Annotated in this window: 18 protein-coding genes and 1 pseudogene; all 19 read left to right on the forward strand. The window is 44.0% G+C overall.

Annotated elements, in window-relative coordinates; all coding sequences use genetic code 11:
• Positions 1-15 precede the first annotated feature (15 nt).
• The 19 genes and pseudogenes from glmM to CSX02_RS10150 all read left to right on the forward strand — a co-directional run bounded on the left by glmM (position 16) and on the right by CSX02_RS10150 (position 16,510).
• Entirely contained in the window at positions 16-1,344 is a 1,329-nt protein-coding gene (gene glmM, locus CSX02_RS10065) for a phosphoglucosamine mutase (RefSeq protein ID WP_031543406.1), read from the forward strand.
• Positions 1,345-1,407: 63 nt separating this feature from the next.
• On the forward strand, positions 1,408-1,767 hold the full coding sequence (gene ylxM, locus CSX02_RS10070) for a YlxM family DNA-binding protein (RefSeq protein WP_031543405.1): 360 nt from the start codon (positions 1,408-1,410) through the stop codon (positions 1,765-1,767).
• A 10-nt stretch (positions 1,768-1,777) separates the two neighbouring features.
• Positions 1,778-3,145, forward strand: a complete 1,368-nt coding sequence (gene ffh / locus CSX02_RS10075) for a signal recognition particle protein (protein ID WP_031543403.1) — start codon at positions 1,778-1,780, stop codon at positions 3,143-3,145.
• 45 nt (positions 3,146-3,190) lie between these two features.
• Positions 3,191-3,436 (forward strand): 30S ribosomal protein S16, encoded by a 246-nt coding sequence (gene rpsP / locus CSX02_RS10080; protein ID WP_031543401.1) that lies wholly within the window; start codon positions 3,191-3,193, stop codon positions 3,434-3,436.
• Between the two features lie 24 nt (positions 3,437-3,460).
• Positions 3,461-3,691, forward strand: coding sequence for a KH domain-containing protein (locus tag CSX02_RS10085; protein ID WP_031543399.1), 231 nt, complete (start codon positions 3,461-3,463; stop codon positions 3,689-3,691).
• A gap of 63 nt (positions 3,692-3,754) precedes the next feature.
• Positions 3,755-4,459 (forward strand): annotated as a pseudogene (trmD, locus tag CSX02_RS14190) (tRNA (guanosine(37)-N1)-methyltransferase TrmD); the annotation flags it as partial.
• Between the two features lie 390 nt (positions 4,460-4,849).
• Positions 4,850-5,134, forward strand: a complete 285-nt coding sequence (locus CSX02_RS14195; RefSeq protein ID WP_456297894.1) for a GNAT family N-acetyltransferase — start codon at positions 4,850-4,852, stop codon at positions 5,132-5,134.
• Positions 5,131-6,480, forward strand: coding sequence for a hypothetical protein (locus tag CSX02_RS10095; protein ID WP_099386591.1), 1,350 nt, complete (start codon positions 5,131-5,133; stop codon positions 6,478-6,480). The genes CSX02_RS14195 and CSX02_RS10095 overlap by 4 nt, the downstream gene beginning before the upstream one ends.
• A 125-nt stretch (positions 6,481-6,605) precedes the next feature.
• Positions 6,606-6,959 carry a 50S ribosomal protein L19 gene (gene rplS, locus CSX02_RS10100; RefSeq protein WP_031543393.1) on the forward strand — a complete coding sequence of 118 codons (354 nt, stop codon included), beginning with the start codon at positions 6,606-6,608 and terminating at the stop codon, positions 6,957-6,959.
• 152 nt (positions 6,960-7,111) lie between these two features.
• Positions 7,112-7,699 (forward strand): signal peptidase I, encoded by a 588-nt coding sequence (lepB, locus tag CSX02_RS10105; RefSeq protein ID WP_099386592.1) that lies wholly within the window; start codon positions 7,112-7,114, stop codon positions 7,697-7,699.
• 36 nt (positions 7,700-7,735) lie between these two features.
• Positions 7,736-8,590 (forward strand): ribosome biogenesis GTPase YlqF, encoded by an 855-nt coding sequence (ylqF, locus tag CSX02_RS10110; RefSeq protein WP_031543388.1) that lies wholly within the window; start codon positions 7,736-7,738, stop codon positions 8,588-8,590.
• Positions 8,591-8,592: 2 nt separating this feature from the next.
• Positions 8,593-9,351, forward strand: a complete 759-nt coding sequence (locus CSX02_RS10115; RefSeq protein WP_031543386.1) for a ribonuclease HII — start codon at positions 8,593-8,595, stop codon at positions 9,349-9,351.
• 41 nt (positions 9,352-9,392) lie between these two features.
• Entirely contained in the window at positions 9,393-11,114 is a 1,722-nt protein-coding gene (gene fliK, locus CSX02_RS10120) for a flagellar hook-length control protein FliK (RefSeq protein ID WP_189281499.1), read from the forward strand.
• Between the two features lie 2 nt (positions 11,115-11,116).
• A complete protein-coding gene (locus CSX02_RS10125; RefSeq protein ID WP_099386594.1) occupies positions 11,117-11,407 on the forward strand; it encodes an EscU/YscU/HrcU family type III secretion system export apparatus switch protein in 291 nt (96 codons plus the stop codon).
• 27 nt (positions 11,408-11,434) lie between these two features.
• Positions 11,435-11,785, forward strand: a complete 351-nt coding sequence (locus CSX02_RS10130; protein ID WP_099386595.1) for a YraN family protein — start codon at positions 11,435-11,437, stop codon at positions 11,783-11,785.
• 133 nt (positions 11,786-11,918) lie between these two features.
• Positions 11,919-12,308, forward strand: coding sequence for a GntR family transcriptional regulator (locus CSX02_RS10135; RefSeq protein WP_099386596.1), 390 nt, complete (start codon positions 11,919-11,921; stop codon positions 12,306-12,308).
• A complete protein-coding gene (locus CSX02_RS10140) occupies positions 12,283-13,188 on the forward strand; it encodes an ABC transporter ATP-binding protein (protein ID WP_099386597.1) in 906 nt (301 codons plus the stop codon). The genes CSX02_RS10135 and CSX02_RS10140 overlap by 26 nt, the downstream gene beginning before the upstream one ends.
• Positions 13,163-15,112, forward strand: coding sequence for a hypothetical protein (locus CSX02_RS10145; protein WP_143248175.1), 1,950 nt, complete (start codon positions 13,163-13,165; stop codon positions 15,110-15,112). The genes CSX02_RS10140 and CSX02_RS10145 overlap by 26 nt, the downstream gene beginning before the upstream one ends.
• Before the next feature lie 54 nt (positions 15,113-15,166).
• The gene (locus CSX02_RS10150; RefSeq protein WP_051637878.1) at positions 15,167-16,510 is read left to right on the forward strand and encodes a DUF512 domain-containing protein; all 1,344 of its coding nucleotides are present in this window, start codon (positions 15,167-15,169) and stop codon (positions 16,508-16,510) included.
• The last annotated feature ends 2 nt before the right edge of the window (positions 16,511-16,512 follow it).

Raw genomic sequence — 16,512 nt, forward strand, 5'->3', positions numbered from 1 at the left:
AAAAGGAGATTACAGATGAAATATTTTGGAACAGATGGATTCCGTGGGAAAGTAAATGAAGTCCTGACGGTGGACCATGCAATCAAAATCGGAAAATTTTTGGGGTATTATTATTCAGGGAAAACAGAGAATGCGCGATGCGTCATCGGAAAAGATACGCGTCGTTCCGGATATATGTTTGAATATGCGCTGGTTGCCGGACTGACTTCAACCGGCTGTGATGTGGATCTGCTTCATGTTACGACGACACCGAGTGTGTCCTATATTACCAGAACCGAAAAATATGATTTTGGTATTATGATTACGGCCAGCCACAATCCGTTTTATGATAACGGAATTAAAATCATCGACGGAAACGGAATGAAGATGGACGAAGAAATTCTCCAGCAGTGCGAGGATTACATTGACGGTATTACAACCGTGGAACTTGCTGAAAATGAAGCGGTAGGAAGAGCGCAGGATTATATGCAGGGCAGAAATCATTATATGAATTATCTGACGACCACATTAAATGAATCCATGCGCGGCTACAAGATTGGTCTCGACTGTGCAAACGGTGCTTCCTTTATGATTGCAAAGAGCGTATTTGATATGCTTGGTGCAGATACCTTTGTCATCAACAATCAGCCGGATGGATTTAATATCAATCGCAACTGTGGTTCAACCCATATTGAAGAACTGCAGAAATATGTTCGTCAGAATCGGCTGGACATCGGCTTTTCGTTTGACGGAGATGCCGATCGCTGTCTGGCTGTCGACGAAAACGGCAATATTGTCGACGGAGATATGATTATTTATATTCTTGGCTGCTATTTGAAAGAGCAGGGAGCCTTGAAGGACAATACGGTTGTCACAACCATTATGTCCAACCTTGGCATCACAAAAGCGCTCGAGCGTCAGGGCATTGCGAATGTACAGACCGCAGTCGGAGACAAGTATGTTTCCGAAGAGATGAATGCGCATGGTTATAATATCGGCGGAGAACAGTCCGGCCATGTTATCATCAGCAAATATGCGACCACAGGAGACGGTGTATTGACCGCACTTCAGGTGATGAGCGTGCTGATCAAAAAGAAATGTCCATTGTCTGCCCTGGTCAGTGATGTGACTTTGTATCCGCAGGTGTTGATTAATGTGACGGTTCCGAATCCGGATGCCGCACTGGCTGCGCAAAGTGTCAAAGACTGTGTCAAAGATTGTGAGCAGAAGATGGGAGACAAAGGCCGCGTCGTGCTCAGAAAGAGCGGTACGGAACCTCTGGTTCGCGTCATGGTGGAATGTGAAGATGATGCTCTTTGCAAGCAATATGCAAACGAAATCAAGAATGCGGTTGTGAACGCGTAGAGGTGTCAAGAAAAAATACTTGACAGCATATTGCCGCTATGGTAATATACTCAAGGTGTAATCATGGATAAGAAGATACAGCAAGCGTATTTATACGATTTTTATGGCGAAATTTTAAATGAGCATCAGCGTAAAATATACGAAGATGTGGTCTATAATGATTTATCACTTTCCGAAATCGCAGAAGAGGAAGGAATCTCGCGTCAGGGCGTATCCGATATCATTCGGCGTGTGGATCAGAAACTGCTCGGATATGAGCAAAAGCTCCATTTGCTGGAACGGTTTCTTGCCATCAAAAGTGAGATGACACAGATGCATCAGCAACTTGAAAAATTGCTTGCCGATCAGCAACTGAATCAGTCGCAAAAAGAGTCGGTTACCTGCATTTCGCAACTGGCTTCTAAGATTTTGGAACAATTATAAAGGATGATTTATGGCTTTTGACAGTTTATCGGAAAAACTGCAAAATGTATTTAAAAATCTGCGCGGCAAAGGCAGACTTTCAGAGGCGGATGTAAAAGCTGCTTTAAAAGAAGTTAAGATGGCTTTGCTCGAAGCGGATGTTAATTTTAAAGTTGTTAAGCAGTTTGTAAAATCAGTTGAAGAGCGTGCAATCGGCCAGGATGTCATGAACGGTTTGAATCCGGGACAGATGGTAATCAAGATTGTAAATGAGGAAATGGTTTCCCTCATGGGCTCTGAGACCGTTGAGATTGCCTTTCGGCCCGGAAAAGAATTGACCGTCATCATGATGGTTGGTTTGCAGGGTGCCGGTAAAACGACAACCACAGCAAAACTTGCCGGAAAATTTAAGAGCAAAGGCAAAAAGACATTGCTTGCCGCCTGCGATATTTATCGTCCGGCCGCAATTGAGCAGTTAAAAATCAATGGAGAAAAACAGGGCGTTCCGGTCTTCGAAATGGGAGACAAAGTCAGACCTTCCGAAATCGCAAAAGCTGCGATGGAAGAAGCAAAGCGTACGGAATGCAATGTTTTGATTATCGATACTGCCGGTCGTCTTCATATCGATGAAGAGATGATGGCGGAATTGATTGAAATAAAAGAAGCATGTTCGGTATTCCAGACCATTCTTGTGGTGGATGCGATGACCGGACAGGATGCGGTGAATGTTTCAAGTACATTCGATGATAAAATTGGAATCGACGGTGTCATCCTGACCAAGCTTGACGGTGATACCCGTGGCGGTGCGGCACTTTCCATTCGTGCGGTTACCGGTAAGCCGATTCTTTATGCCGGCATGGGCGAGAAATTGTCGGATCTGGAACAGTTTTATCCGGACCGAATGGCTTCCAGAATCCTCGGAATGGGCGATGTGCTTTCGTTAATCGAAAAGGCACAAGAGAACATCGATGAGGAGAAGGCGCGTCAGTTGGAACAAAAGATGCGCAAAAACGAATTTGACTTTGAGATGTATCTTGATTCGATGAGTCAGATGAAAAAGATGGGCGGTCTTTCCAGCATCATGGGAATGATGCCGGGGATGATGGGCGGCATGGGAGGCATGGCCAAAGGCAAGATGCCGGATATCGATACAGATGCGGCTGAGAAACAGATGGCGCGCACGGAAGCGATTATCTATTCCATGACACCGAAGGAACGTCAGAATCCAAACCTGCTCAATCCGAGCCGCAAGATTCGTATTGCAAAAGGCGCAGGAGTGGACATTGCGGATGTCAATCGTCTGATCAAACAATTTGAGCAGATGAAAAAGATGATGAAGCAGATGGGCGGATTCGGGAAAAAAGGTAAAAGAGGTTTGTTCAAAGGACTACCTTTTTAATAAAAAAGTAAACAATTAATTATTTATTTCTAGGAGGAAACAAAAATGGCAGTAAAAATCAGATTAAGAAGAATGGGACAGAAGAAGGCTCCTTTCTATAGAATCGTAGTAGCAGACGCTCGCGCACCTCGCGATGGTCGTTGCATCGAGGAAATCGGAACTTATGATCCAACCAAGGATCCTTCAGAATATCATGTAAATGAAGAGCTTGCTAAGAAGTGGTTATCAAACGGAGCACAGCCTACTGAGACTGTAGCAAGAATTTTTAAGGCAGCTGGAATCGAAAAATAGTTCTGATAAAACGAGGTGATTATCATGAAGGAATTAGTTGAGGTAATTGCTAAAGCGCTCGTTGATAACCCGGATGAAGTCACTGTTACAGAGACTGAAAACGGTAGAACTATCGTTTTGGAATTATCTGTTGCACCGTCTGATATGGGGAAAGTAATCGGAAAGCAGGGTCGCATTGCTAAGGCAATTCGTTCTGTTGTTAAGGCTGCTTCTACTCGAGAAGACAAAAAAGTCGTTGTTGAGATTGTTCAATAGCAGATATGGGGCTGTGTCATTTGACATGGCCCTTTTTTTCACGAATCAAACGGGAGCGTATTTATGAATTTTACAATTTTGACATTATTTCCGGAAATGGTAAATGCGGGATTGCACGAAAGTATTATCGGGCGTGCAATCGAGAATCAAACAATATCCGTAAATGCTGTGAATATCCGTGATTTTTCTGAGGACAAACACAAGCGGGTGGATGATTATACTTATGGTGGAGGCGCCGGAATGCTGATGCAGGCGGAGCCTGTTTATCGTGCGATCCAATCGGTTCGGACAGAACAAAAAAAGTGCAGAGTCATTTATGTGACACCACAGGGACTGCCTTTTCACCAGCGCATGGCGCAGGATTTTGCAAAGGAGGAGGAACTGATCTTTCTCTGCGGTCATTATGAAGGCATCGATGAGCGCGTGCTCGAAGAATGTGTGACGGATTATGTCTCCATCGGAGATTATGTATTGACCGGCGGTGAGTTGGCCGCCATGGTGATGATTGATGCAATTGCAAGACTCGTTCCGGGTGTTCTACATAATGAGATTTCGGCAGAAACGGAGAGCTTTCAGGGTGATTTGCTGGAATATCCGCAATATTCGCGTCCTCGCGTCTGGCATGACAGGGAAGTACCGCAGGTGCTTTTGTCCGGAAATACGAGAGATATCCGTGCATGGCGACTGGAACAGTCGATGAAACGCACGAAAAGCCGAAGACCGGACCTGTACGAAAAATACGAAAAATTACAGGAAATCAGCAAAAAACTATCCCGCAAAAAAATCTATCATATGGATATGATAGAGGGAATTTCACGTGGGTATCTGTCTCTTGTCGAAGAGGATGAAAGCGGATGCGTTTTGATTTCTTCGGATGAAAGATATTATTATCATGCATGCTATGAGCCGCAGACAGAAACATTTATAGTACCTAAGACCCTTGACAAAAATGCAATTTTTGTGGAACATAGTACATATTGTGCATTTGGAGAGGACTGCAAAGAATATTTGATTGGTGCTCTGACAAGGCGCGAGAAGCTTCCGATACGCGGACTGTATTGCGAAGATGGGAAAAAGGGTTCGGCAGGTATTTCGATTGTGCCATATGAGAAGGCGCATGAAGCACTGATTGCGAAATGGGGATTGAATCCCGGGGATATGACACTTGCCTTTGTTGCCTGCTATCAGGATATCCCATCCGCTGTGATTGCATTACAGCGGGATGGCAGTATCGGGCAGTTATATGTGGAACCGTCACTGCGGCGCAAACATATTGCGATGGCACTGGTTACCTATCTGTGCAATAAGATGCTCGAAAACGGTCAGGTTCCGTTTGTCTATCTTCCAAAAGAACAGTCTGATATGCAGGAACTTTATAAAAAAACAGGATTTTATGTATCGGCAGACAGTATCTGCATGATACAACCACAGGAGGGCTTATGAAAAGAAAAGCATTAGGAACACTTGTACTTGCCACCGTTGGTGTTGCAGTACTTGCCACCGGTTGCGGTGAAAAGAAGAAATTGCCGACAGTCAAAGAGTTATATGATGCAAACAAGAATCTTGCAGAGAATATCGGCGACAAAAAGGTCGACGGAAAACTGACTGCAGAACTTGGCGCAACCGTAAACGGAGATACCCTTGCAACACTTGGTATTACAGCCGGAACCAAGGTTGGCTTATCCGTGAATATGGATCTTTCCGCAGCAAACGGAATCACTTATGTAAAGGGAACCTACAGTGTGGAAGCTGGCGCTCAGTCACAGAGCGATTCAGTAGAGAACTGGACCGACAAGGAACATTCTTATACACTTGATTCCGCTACAAATACCTGGTCCGTATCGGACAAGTCCGCAGAAGATGAGATCAATGATCTGACTTCTAAAATGGGTATGGGCGATATCGAAAAATACATCGATGATCTGCAGAAGGAAATCGATGACAAAAAGAATGAGAATGCCACTTTAGAGCTCGAAGATGATGTATATGTACTGACCTACAAGCTTCCATTGTCTGAACTGGCAGATGTGGATGGCGCTGCAGATTATGCAAAGCAGGCCAATATGGATCTTAGCTCATTAAAAGGAAATATTGTAATGTCCGCAAAATTTGACAGCGAGACATTATTTGCAACCTATTTTGATTTGTCGATGGATTCGGAAGCAATGCAGTCAATCGAGTCTGCGGCAGCTTCTCTCGTGGATGTAAAGATTTCCGCATGCAAGATTTCTTTCTCCGCGAATTATGGCTCAGGCAGCCTTACCATTCCGGATGATGTCAAGAATGCAGGAACCGAGCCGGTTGCAACAGAAACACAGGAACCGGTTGTCCCTACAACAGAAACAGAAACCGAAACTTTGGGCGGCGGAACTGCTCCTGCGGACGGATCTTTGTTATCAAAAGTATTTGGGGACACCATTACCGATGAAGCAAGCTTTCTTACTATTCTTGGCGCTGATAAGGATACAGATGTAGCATTTACTACTGCAACAGGAGAAAACTGGACATTATCTTCCGCTACCATCACCAAGGATTTATATTATGTGCTTGCAAATTATACAGAAACCAAGTCCATTGTCACAGATTGCGAGACCATGCTTCAGGCCGGAGAGAATGAGGATGCTGCCATGATGCTGATTGCAGCAATGACTGCAATGGGTATGCAGGGCTCCGATACAACCAATGATCTGACAGAACTTTCCACTTATATCGTCAGCAATTGCAAGGTGATCGATGCAACCAATCTCACCACTGCAATGTCAAACTATGCGAGTTCACTTAGCCAGTAAAAAACACTTGCTATAATACAAAAGGCATGTTATAATATCGTGGTTGTGAATAGACAAGAAGGCGATGTTCCTCTGTTGCGAATCATAGTAGCATTAAGAATGTCAAAACATTAGGAGGTCACAAAATGAACGCAAACGAAATTATCAAGAACATTGAAGCTGAGCAGTTGAAAGAGAATGCTCCTGAGTTTTCCGTAGGTGATACTGTTAAGGTATACGGAAAAATCAAAGAAGGAAACCGTGAAAGAATTCAGGTTTTCGAAGGAACAGTTATCAAGAAGCAGGGCGGAAGCAACCGTACTACTTTCACCGTTCGTAAGTTATCAAACGGTGTTGGTGTAGAAAAAACCTGGCCACTTCACTCTCCAAACGTAGAGAAGGTTGAAGTTGTTCGTCATGGTAAGGTTCGCCGTGCTAAGTTATATTACTTACGCGACCGTGTAGGTAAGGCTGCAAAGGTTAAAGAACTTGTAAAATAAGAACTGCGTAAAAGATCCTGTCATTTTGACAGGATCTTTTTTTGTCTCAGTCGGCTGTGAATGGGAACAGGTTTTTTGGATGGTCTATTGAAATGGGGTAGGGGGATAGAATATAATAGATAGGATAAAGGTAAAGGAAGTAATTGGGTTTTATGAGACGCAGAAGAAAGAGTGGATTAAATTTCGGAAAGCAAAGAAAAAAATTTAACATGGGACTGTTCAAGGAAATCATGTCATGGGTAGTGGAATTGCTGGCCGTGATGTTGGTTGCAATGCTCCTGGTTTATTTATTTTGCTATCGCACAAAGGTTGTGGGAAATGCGATGGAGCCAAGCCTGCTGAATGGTGAGGATGTGTTCGTCAATCGCTTCAGTTATACATTTACGAAACCAAAAGCGGGAGATGTGATTGTATTTTTGCCGAACGGCAACGAAAAATCTCATTATTATGTGCGCCGTGTCGTTGGAACACCGGGCGATACGATTCAAATTCGTGACGGTGCGGTTTATATCAATAATCAGTTTTACGAGGAAGAGACGGAGGTTGCTTCCATCGAAAATGCAGGCATTGCCGCAGAACCGATTGAACTGGGCACGGATGAGTATTTTGTGCTGGGAGACAACCGCAACAACAGTGAGGACAGCCGATATGCCAATATCGGTGTCATCAAGAAATCCTATATAGAAGGAAAGGCGTGGTATCGGTTCTCGTCTTTAGGAAATATGGGATTTGTCCGATAATATATACAATAATAAAGCGAAAGAGTAATCAATTTTATGAATGAGACAAAGACAAATTTTAACTGGTATCCCGGACATATGACAAAGGCAAAGCGCCAAATGCAGGAAGATATCAAATTGATCGATCTGGTGGTGGAACTGGTAGATGCCAGACTGCCGCAGTCCAGTCGAAATCCAGATATTGACGAGCTTGGAAAGAATAAATTCCGTCTGATTCTGATGAACAAAAATGATTTGGCGGATCCAAAGGCAACGGAAGGCTGGACCAGGTATTTTGAAGAAAAGGGATATGCAGTCGTCTGTCTGGATGCGCGCAGCAAGAATTATATGAATCAGATTCATAATGTCATTATGGATGTGTGTAAAGAAAAAATCGAGCGCGACAGAAAGCGCGGCATCAAGAATCGCCCGGTTCGAGCGATGGTAGTCGGTATTCCGAATGTCGGGAAAAGTACTTTCATTAATTCTTTCGCCGGCAAAGCGGTTGCAAAGACCGGAAACAAGCCGGGTGTTACGAAGGGGAAACAGTGGATTCGCCTGAATAAGAATGTCGAATTGCTGGATACACCGGGAATTTTATGGCCGAAATTTGAGGATCAGACCGTCGGACTGCGTCTGGCCCTGGTAGGTTCGATTAATGATGATATTCTCAATATCGATGAATTGGCTATGGAACTGATTCGCTATCTGAAGGCGAACTATCCGGGTGCTTTGGCTGCACGCTATGACATCGAGGAAGAAAATGAGGATGCACAGGTTCTGCTTGCAATTGCCAAACAGCGCAATTGTATCAAGAACGGCGGTGAGCTGGATTATGCAAAAGCTGCCATTCTGGTACTGGATGAATTTCGCAGCGGCAAATTGGGTAGAATATCATTGGAGATGGCATAGAAATGGAAGAAAAAATCGGCAGCATCAAAGCTTTGTTAAAAGAGACGGAAGATGCAAATCTGGGTGCATTTATCCAAATGTATCAGGATGATGAAAGAAGTGGAGTTCAAAAAATTGTGGAATCGGCGCGTAAACGGTTGAACAAACTTGAGGCGGAAAAGGTGCGGATTGAGCAATTAAAATTTTACGAAAAGAAATATCAGGATTATGAATTCATTTGCGGAATCGATGAGGTTGGCCGTGGCCCGTTGGCAGGCCCTGTTATGGCAGGCGCCGTTATTTTGCCAAAGGATTGTGACATCCTTTATATCAATGATTCCAAAAAATTATCGGAAGCAAAGCGCGAGGCGCTTTATGAAGAAATTATGGAGAAAGCGGTTGCGGTCGCAATCGGCGTCAATACGCCGGAGCGTATCGATGAAATCAATATCTTACAGGCGACTTATGAAGCAATGCGTGAAGCAATTTCTAATCTGTCGCAACAGCCGGATCTGCTGCTCAATGATGCAGTGACCATTCCGGAGGTGACCATTCGACAGATTCCGATTATAAAGGGAGATGCGAAGAGCATTTCTATCGGCGCGGCAAGCATTGTCGCAAAAGTGACGAGAGATCGCCTGATGGTGGAATATGACAAGATGTATCCGCAATACGGATTTGCATCCAATAAGGGCTATGGTTCGGCCGAACATATTGAAGCATTAAAAAAATACGGTCCGACACCAATTCACAGACGTAGTTTTATCAAGAACTTTTTGTAATCATTGGAGGATTGGAAATGCAATTGTCCAACTTGTTGGGAATGTATCACAATTCAACATCGCAACCGACACCGGTCTCATCCCAAATGGGCACACAGAAGCTGGTGTCGAATCTTTCCGAATTGACACAGGGAAATATCTTCGAAGGAACAGTCAATTCCATCAAGGGCGGCAGAGTGCTTCTAGGCCTCTCAAACGGGCAGACACTGTCTGCGCGACTGGACGCATCCATTTCCCTGACACAGGGTCAGTCTCTGTTTTTTCAGGTAAAATCCAATGACGGAAATACGATAGCCATTCGCCCGTTTACACTGAACGGCAATCAGGTTAATCTGACGATGATGAATGCGCTTTCCCAGGCGAATCTTCCGTTGGACGAGACCAATTTGACAATGGTGAATTCCATGATGGAAAAGGCAATGCCGGTCAATCGTGATTCGCTGGTGCAGATGGCACGTGTGCTTTCCAACAATCCAACGGCCAATGTTGAGACGTTGGTTGAGATGACAAATCTGAAATTGCCTACGACACCGGAGATGATTTCGCAATTTGAAAATTATGCGAATGACAGACAGGCCATCACCAATGAGCTGAATCAATTTATGGAAGCGCTTCCGGATGTGGTTGCAAACGAAAATCTGCCGGGGCAGGCGCTGGCCGGAATGGCCGGAGATGTGCTGCAGATCCTCAGCGAAAATCTTTCGACAGAAAATCTGCCGATGGAAAATCCGGCAGTAAATATATTGACCGAAAATCCTGCTGTTGAAACAGCTGGTCTGGAAAATGCGGCTATGGAAGCAGCAACTGCGGAAACTGTGGCTGCAGAAACTGTGGCTGCGGAAACCGACACTTTGGGAAATGGTTTGAACGAGACTGTGGCTTTACAGGATGTTGCGGAATCGGCAAACCCTGAGCAGGTGAATCCGCAAAACCAATACCCTGGCGGATCACTCGGCGCTGTCTTCTCACAAAATGAGATTTCTAATTTGACCAATAATTTATACGAGGCAGATTTGTTGCCGAATAATATGACTTTGGAACCGAATCAAAATGCGATGCAATTGCTGCAGGAAATCGCAAAAGGAATGAGCGAATTAACAGATGCGGACCGAAGTACATTGCTCAAGCTGCTTGGATCGAGTGAAATCAAGACACTTGCAAGGGAAGCAATGAAACAGCAATGGTTGCTAAAACCACAGGATCTCGCAGGAAAGGAATCCGATCAGGTTTCGAGACTGTATGATCATTTGAAGAATCAGCTGAACCGGATTGAGTCGGCAGTTCGTGCAACCGGGCAGGAGGCGCCGGCATTGACACAGATGGCAAATGAGATTCGCAATAATGTGGATTTTATGAATCAGGTCAATCAGACATATCAATATGTTCAGATTCCGTTACAGATGAACGGACAAAATGTGGCCGGAGAACTATATGTATATGCCAACAAAAAGGCGGCAGGAGACGATGATGAACTGAGTGCCTTTTTGCACCTTGACATGGAACATTTGGGATCGACCGATGTCTCGGTAAAAATGCGAAACCGTAAGGTAGACACCAAATTCTATTTTGACAATGAAGCAAGCTATGATCTTGTGATGGAACATGCCGATGAACTGTCGGAACGGTTGCGTCGCAAAGGATACGACTGCAATATCAGTGTGGTCAATGAGGCAAACAAAATTGATTTTGTGGAAGATTTCATGAAACAGGATACAAAATCAATCGGACTGGTACATCGTTATTCCTTTGATATGAGGGCATAATTATGGCATTGGAAGAACAAAAAGCAAACGACAAAACCGCCGTCGCGATTGCATACGAGCCGGGCGAGACTGCGCCAAAGATTCTTGCAACGGGAAAGGGTGCTGTCGCCGAAAAAATCATAGAGACGGCAAAAGAGGCGGATGTTCCGCTATATAAAGACAACAAACTGGCAGATACCCTGTCACGGCTGAAAATCGGTGATATGATTCCGCCGGAACTGTATGAGGTGGTCGCAGAAATTTTGGTATTTGTGGATGATATGGACAAACTGAAAAGCAAAATCAATTATTGAGAAAGTCTGTGACAGGATGGGAGTAATATGGAGAATTTACGCCAAAAAGGGACCGGCAAGGAACAGGTGGCGGCAGAATATCTGGAAGCAAACGGTTACCGGATTTTGCATCGCAATTACAGAAGCCGGTTCGGGGAAATCGACCTGGTGGCAAAAGACGGGGAATATCTATGTTTTGTAGAAGTGAAATATCGCGACAGTGATCGCCACGGATTTCCGGAGGAAGCGGTTCATTATGCAAAACAAAAAAAGATTATCAAAGCCGCCAATTATTATTTGATGAAAGAAGTCGGAACCGTTGATTGCGAGATGAGATTTGATGTTGTTGCAATTATCGGGGAACAAATCCGCTTGATCAAAAATGCATTTGAAGCCTGAAACAAAAATTAAGAAAATCCTAAGAATTTATTCTGCGCATCTTAAAGGATTATCGGCATAAATTTGATAAAGTAGGTATATGATAATGCATATACCTATTATTTTATGCAAATCTGTTGGAAGGAGCGCGGTTATGGTACAACTCAATTTCAGAGGTTCAAAACCGATTCGTCTGCAAATTGAAGAAGGAATCATCAGGCTGATTGAGACCGGTGCAGTCCTGCGGGATGAAAAAATGCCGGCGATACGAGAACTGGCGGCAACGATGACACTGAATCCGAGAATGATTGAGCAAAGTTATCAGCATCTGCAGCAGCTTGGCTATCTGTATGAGGATGGCGGCGACTATTATGTTGCCGTAAGCATCAATGAACAATACCGCGCGAAACTTTTGCGGGAATTTGATCAGCTGGTGGAAGAATTGGAACGGGAATCGGTGAGCAGAGATGAATTGTGCAGCCGGCTATTGGAGGACAGGAAAGAGGTAGAAACCAACGATGATAGAAGTGAATCATGTCATTAAATCTTTTGATGGAATCAGGGCTCTTGACGGGGTTGATATGCATGTGAATCAGGGCGATGTATATGGTCTGGTCGGACCAAACGGGGCCGGAAAAAGTACAATCATCCGTCATTTGACGGGCATTTATCGTCAGGATGCCGGTGAGATTTTTATAAACGGGGAAGAAATATTTGAAAATGCACAGATGAAGGGGAAAATTGCCTATATTCCGGATGAAATTTTTTATTTCATGCAGGCAAATACCATGGAAATGATGCGATATTACAGGGGATTGTATGCCAGTTTTGATTTGAAAACATTTTATCGCATGCAGGAATTTTTTCCGAATATCGATGTAAAACGCAATATCCGCAATCTATCGAAAGGAATGCAGAAGCAGGTGGCATTCTGGCTGTCAATCTGTGTTCATCCGGAGATTATGATACTCGACGAGCCGGTGGACGGTCTTGATCCTGTTATGCGTCGCCAGATTTGGAATATTTTATTGTCCGAAGTGGAAGAGCGCAATATGACGGTTGTGATTTCTTCACACAACTTAAGAGAACTTGAGGATGTTTGCGATCATGTCGGCATCATGAACAAGGGAAAGGTCATGATAGAACGCTCCCTTTCGGATTTGCAGGATAATATTTTCAAAATCCAGGTGGCATGTTTCGGTGGCATTCCGCATTTGTCGGAGAATTTTAAAATCTTACATATGTCAAATACAGGTCGCGTCCATACGTTGATTGTGCGCGGTGACCGTGATGTTGCGGTCCAGGAAATACTGGCAGATAAGGGAGAAAAGACAATTGTCGATATTCTGCCGTTGACTTTGGAGGAAATCTTTATCTATGAAATGGGAGGAGCAGATTATGAAGTCAAAGAAATCTTATTTTAATCCGACCATTTTCAAAAAGAATATTGCCTCCTATTGGCCTGTCTGGGGCAGCTTTTTGGCAATTATTGTCATGCTGATGCCGATTCATATCGGTCTGCTGTTTACCATGGCAGAATACAGGGAGACAGAACAATTGCGCCGTGCAGCGATGATTGAGGCTGTTTACGATTGCCTGCATCCGGGATTCATGATTTCTCTTTGTACAGTCTGGAGTCTTTTGTCTGCAATTGTGGTATTCCAATATCTAAATCATGCACGAAATGCATATATGATGCATGCGTTTCCCGTGACAAGAAAAGAATTACTGATTACCAATGTGGTGTCCGGACTTACGATGATGATCGGACCGGAGCTCATTGTCTTTATTGCCAGCGTGCTGCTTTGTGCGGGCTATCATGTGCCGGTTATGCTCCCGCTGTTACAATGGTTTATAAGCGCGGTGATCATCTCTGTTTTTTTATTTTCACTGGCGACTTTTTGTGTCTTTATGGCCGGCAACAGCATTGCTGTCGTGTTTTATTATCTGTTTTTTAATATTGCCTATGAGATTATCTATTATGTATTGTCCCTGTTTCGGATGGTATTTGCATATGGACTTCCTCTCAGTTCGTTTGATTTTTCCGCGCAGAAACCGATGGATTTCCTTTCACCGATCGTATTTATGTGGCAGAAACTCTCTGCGAGAGCCGTATATTCGGCAGGAGATCTGGAGTATACCATGAGCTCCATCCAATATGAAGGTTTGGGATATATTATCGGATTTCTTTTGATTGCCTTATGCTTTTTTGTGCTCAGCTGGTTTATGTACAAGAAACGCAAAATCGAATATGCAGGAGATATGGTTGCAATTCCGTTTATGCGTCCGGTCATGCGATGGACCATCGGAATCGGATTTGGTGCGACCTTTGCAATTACGCTGTTTATTGTATTGCTGGAAGTGGATATCTGCCTGAATTATCCGACGATTTTTGCAATTTTCATGGTAGGCGGCATGCTGGCTTTTTGTATTACGCAGATGCTGATCGCCCGCTCGTTTCGCATATTCAAAAAGCGTTTATGCGTAGAAATGCTTGGATTTGCAGGGGCTTTGGTGCTGGCATTTCTTGGCGCGCGTGGCATGGCAGGCATTCAGGAACGGTATATTCCTTCTGTCGATAACATCGAACAGGCTACATGTTTGCTCGATTACACTTTGTGCTATGACAATGAGGATGAAGGCTTGCAATTTGTGGTGGACTTACAAAAATATATTCTCGATCACAAATCTGTATTGCAGGATCGCGTGGCCGAAAATATAGCGACGGATAGTGAAGAATATTACGTGAATCTGGAATATCGCCTGAAGAACGGCAACAGGATATCGCGTCAGTATTCTTTGAACATGCAATCGCAGGAAGCCGCATATGTGCTCGAGATGATTCGTACAGAGGAAAGCAAGACTGAGAATCTGATGCAAAATGGGCTGGGGATGAAGACCCTTTCCCGCAGTAATCTGACCGGTGCTGTCTTTCAGGATTATCTTGAGGATGAGGGGGAAACAGTAGGATTCCGAGGCGAAAACGATGAATTTGCCAAACAACTCTATGATGCGGTAATCCGGGATTATGAAGAAGGAAATATGCAACCGTATATATATTGGGGATTTCAACTGGATGGAAATGTTCCGATGGAAAGCACCTATGCCGATTCGATTGAATTTAACTTCCTGATTCCAAAGCCGCAATATGAGAAAATTAAGGAGTCAATCTGGGAACTTCAGGTGGATTATGATTATGAATTCGGTCTGCAGGCGGATGGGTCATGCATTGCCACCAAGAACATCACATTCGGCCCAAGGTGTACCAATATCATCAACTGCCTTGAAGTATATGGATTCATCCGCGACGAGAACGATTTGACAATCTCCGGTGAAATCGGCCAATAAACCAATGAAAATGAGCTCTTTTAAAGGAGCTCATTTTCGCTTATAATAATAGATATGAGTAAGAAAGTAACAGAACAAAAAGACAGAAGTCATATTATAAAAGAAGTGAAGCCGGGAAGCATCGCAGAAGAGCTGGAGCTGGTCCCGGGTGATAAGCTGCTGTCCATCAACGGACATGAGCTCGAAGATATTTTTGATTATCATTATTTTGCAAATGATGAATATCTTGAAGTCCTTGTCGAGAAAGAAGACGGGGAAACATGGGAACTGGAAATCGAAAAGGACTATGACGAAGACCTGGGCATTATTTTTGAAAACGGCCTGATGGATGATTATAAGTCCTGCTCGAACAAGTGCGTATTTTGTTTCATCGATCAAATGCCGCCGGGGATGCGTGAGACACTCTATTTCAAAGATGATGATTCCCGCCTTTCCTTTTTGCAGGGCAATTATATTACTCTGACCAATATGAAAGACCATGATCTGGAGAGAATCATTCGCTATCATCTTGCACCGATTAATATTTCGGTTCATACCACCAATCCTCAATTGCGTTGTGAAATGCTGCATAACCGCTTCGCCGGTGATGCGTTAAAAAAGATAGATATTCTTTATGAACATGAAATTGAGATGAACGGTCAGGTCGTTTTGTGCAAAGGAATCAATGATGGCGCGGAATTGGATCGCACAATCGGTGACCTGGAAAAATATATTCCTTATATGCAAAGCCTCTCGATTGTTCCCGTTGGCCTGACAAAGTATCGGGAAGGCCTGGCAAAACTCGAACCGTTTGAAAAAGAAGATGCAAAAAATGTGATTGCCATCATCGAAAAATGGCAGAAAATCTGCATGGAAAAGCATGGCATTCATTTCGTGCAGGCATCTGATGAATGGTATTTGACCGCAGGGCTTCCGATGCCGGAGCCGGAGCGATATGACGGATATATCCAGTTGGAAAACGGCGTTGGCATGATGCGTCTTCTCGAAGAAGAATTCAAAGAAGCGCTGGCAAATGAGACGATGCACGACGACAGACCACACAAACTGACGGTGGCAACAGGCAGACTGGCAGCGCCGCTACTGCAAAAGCTGTGCGGATGGTTCTGTGAGAAACATCCGAATTACGAGATCGATGTCGTGGACATTCGCAATGATTTTTTTGGAGAGCGGATCACCGTATCCGGTCTGATTACAGCGCAGGATCTGGTCGCACAATTAAAAGAGCGCGATTTGGGAGAACGGTTGCTGATCCCGTGCAATATGCTGCGCATTGATGAAGAAGTATTTTTGGACGACTGGACGCTTGATGATGTCAAAGAAGCTTTACAAATTGAGATATCTATTGTAAAATCAAGCGGTCTGGATTTGTTACAGGCATTAACAGAATCACGAAAATGAGG

The organism is Agathobacter ruminis, from assembly GCF_002735305.1.
GTDB lineage: Bacteria > Bacillota > Clostridia > Lachnospirales > Lachnospiraceae > Roseburia > Roseburia ruminis.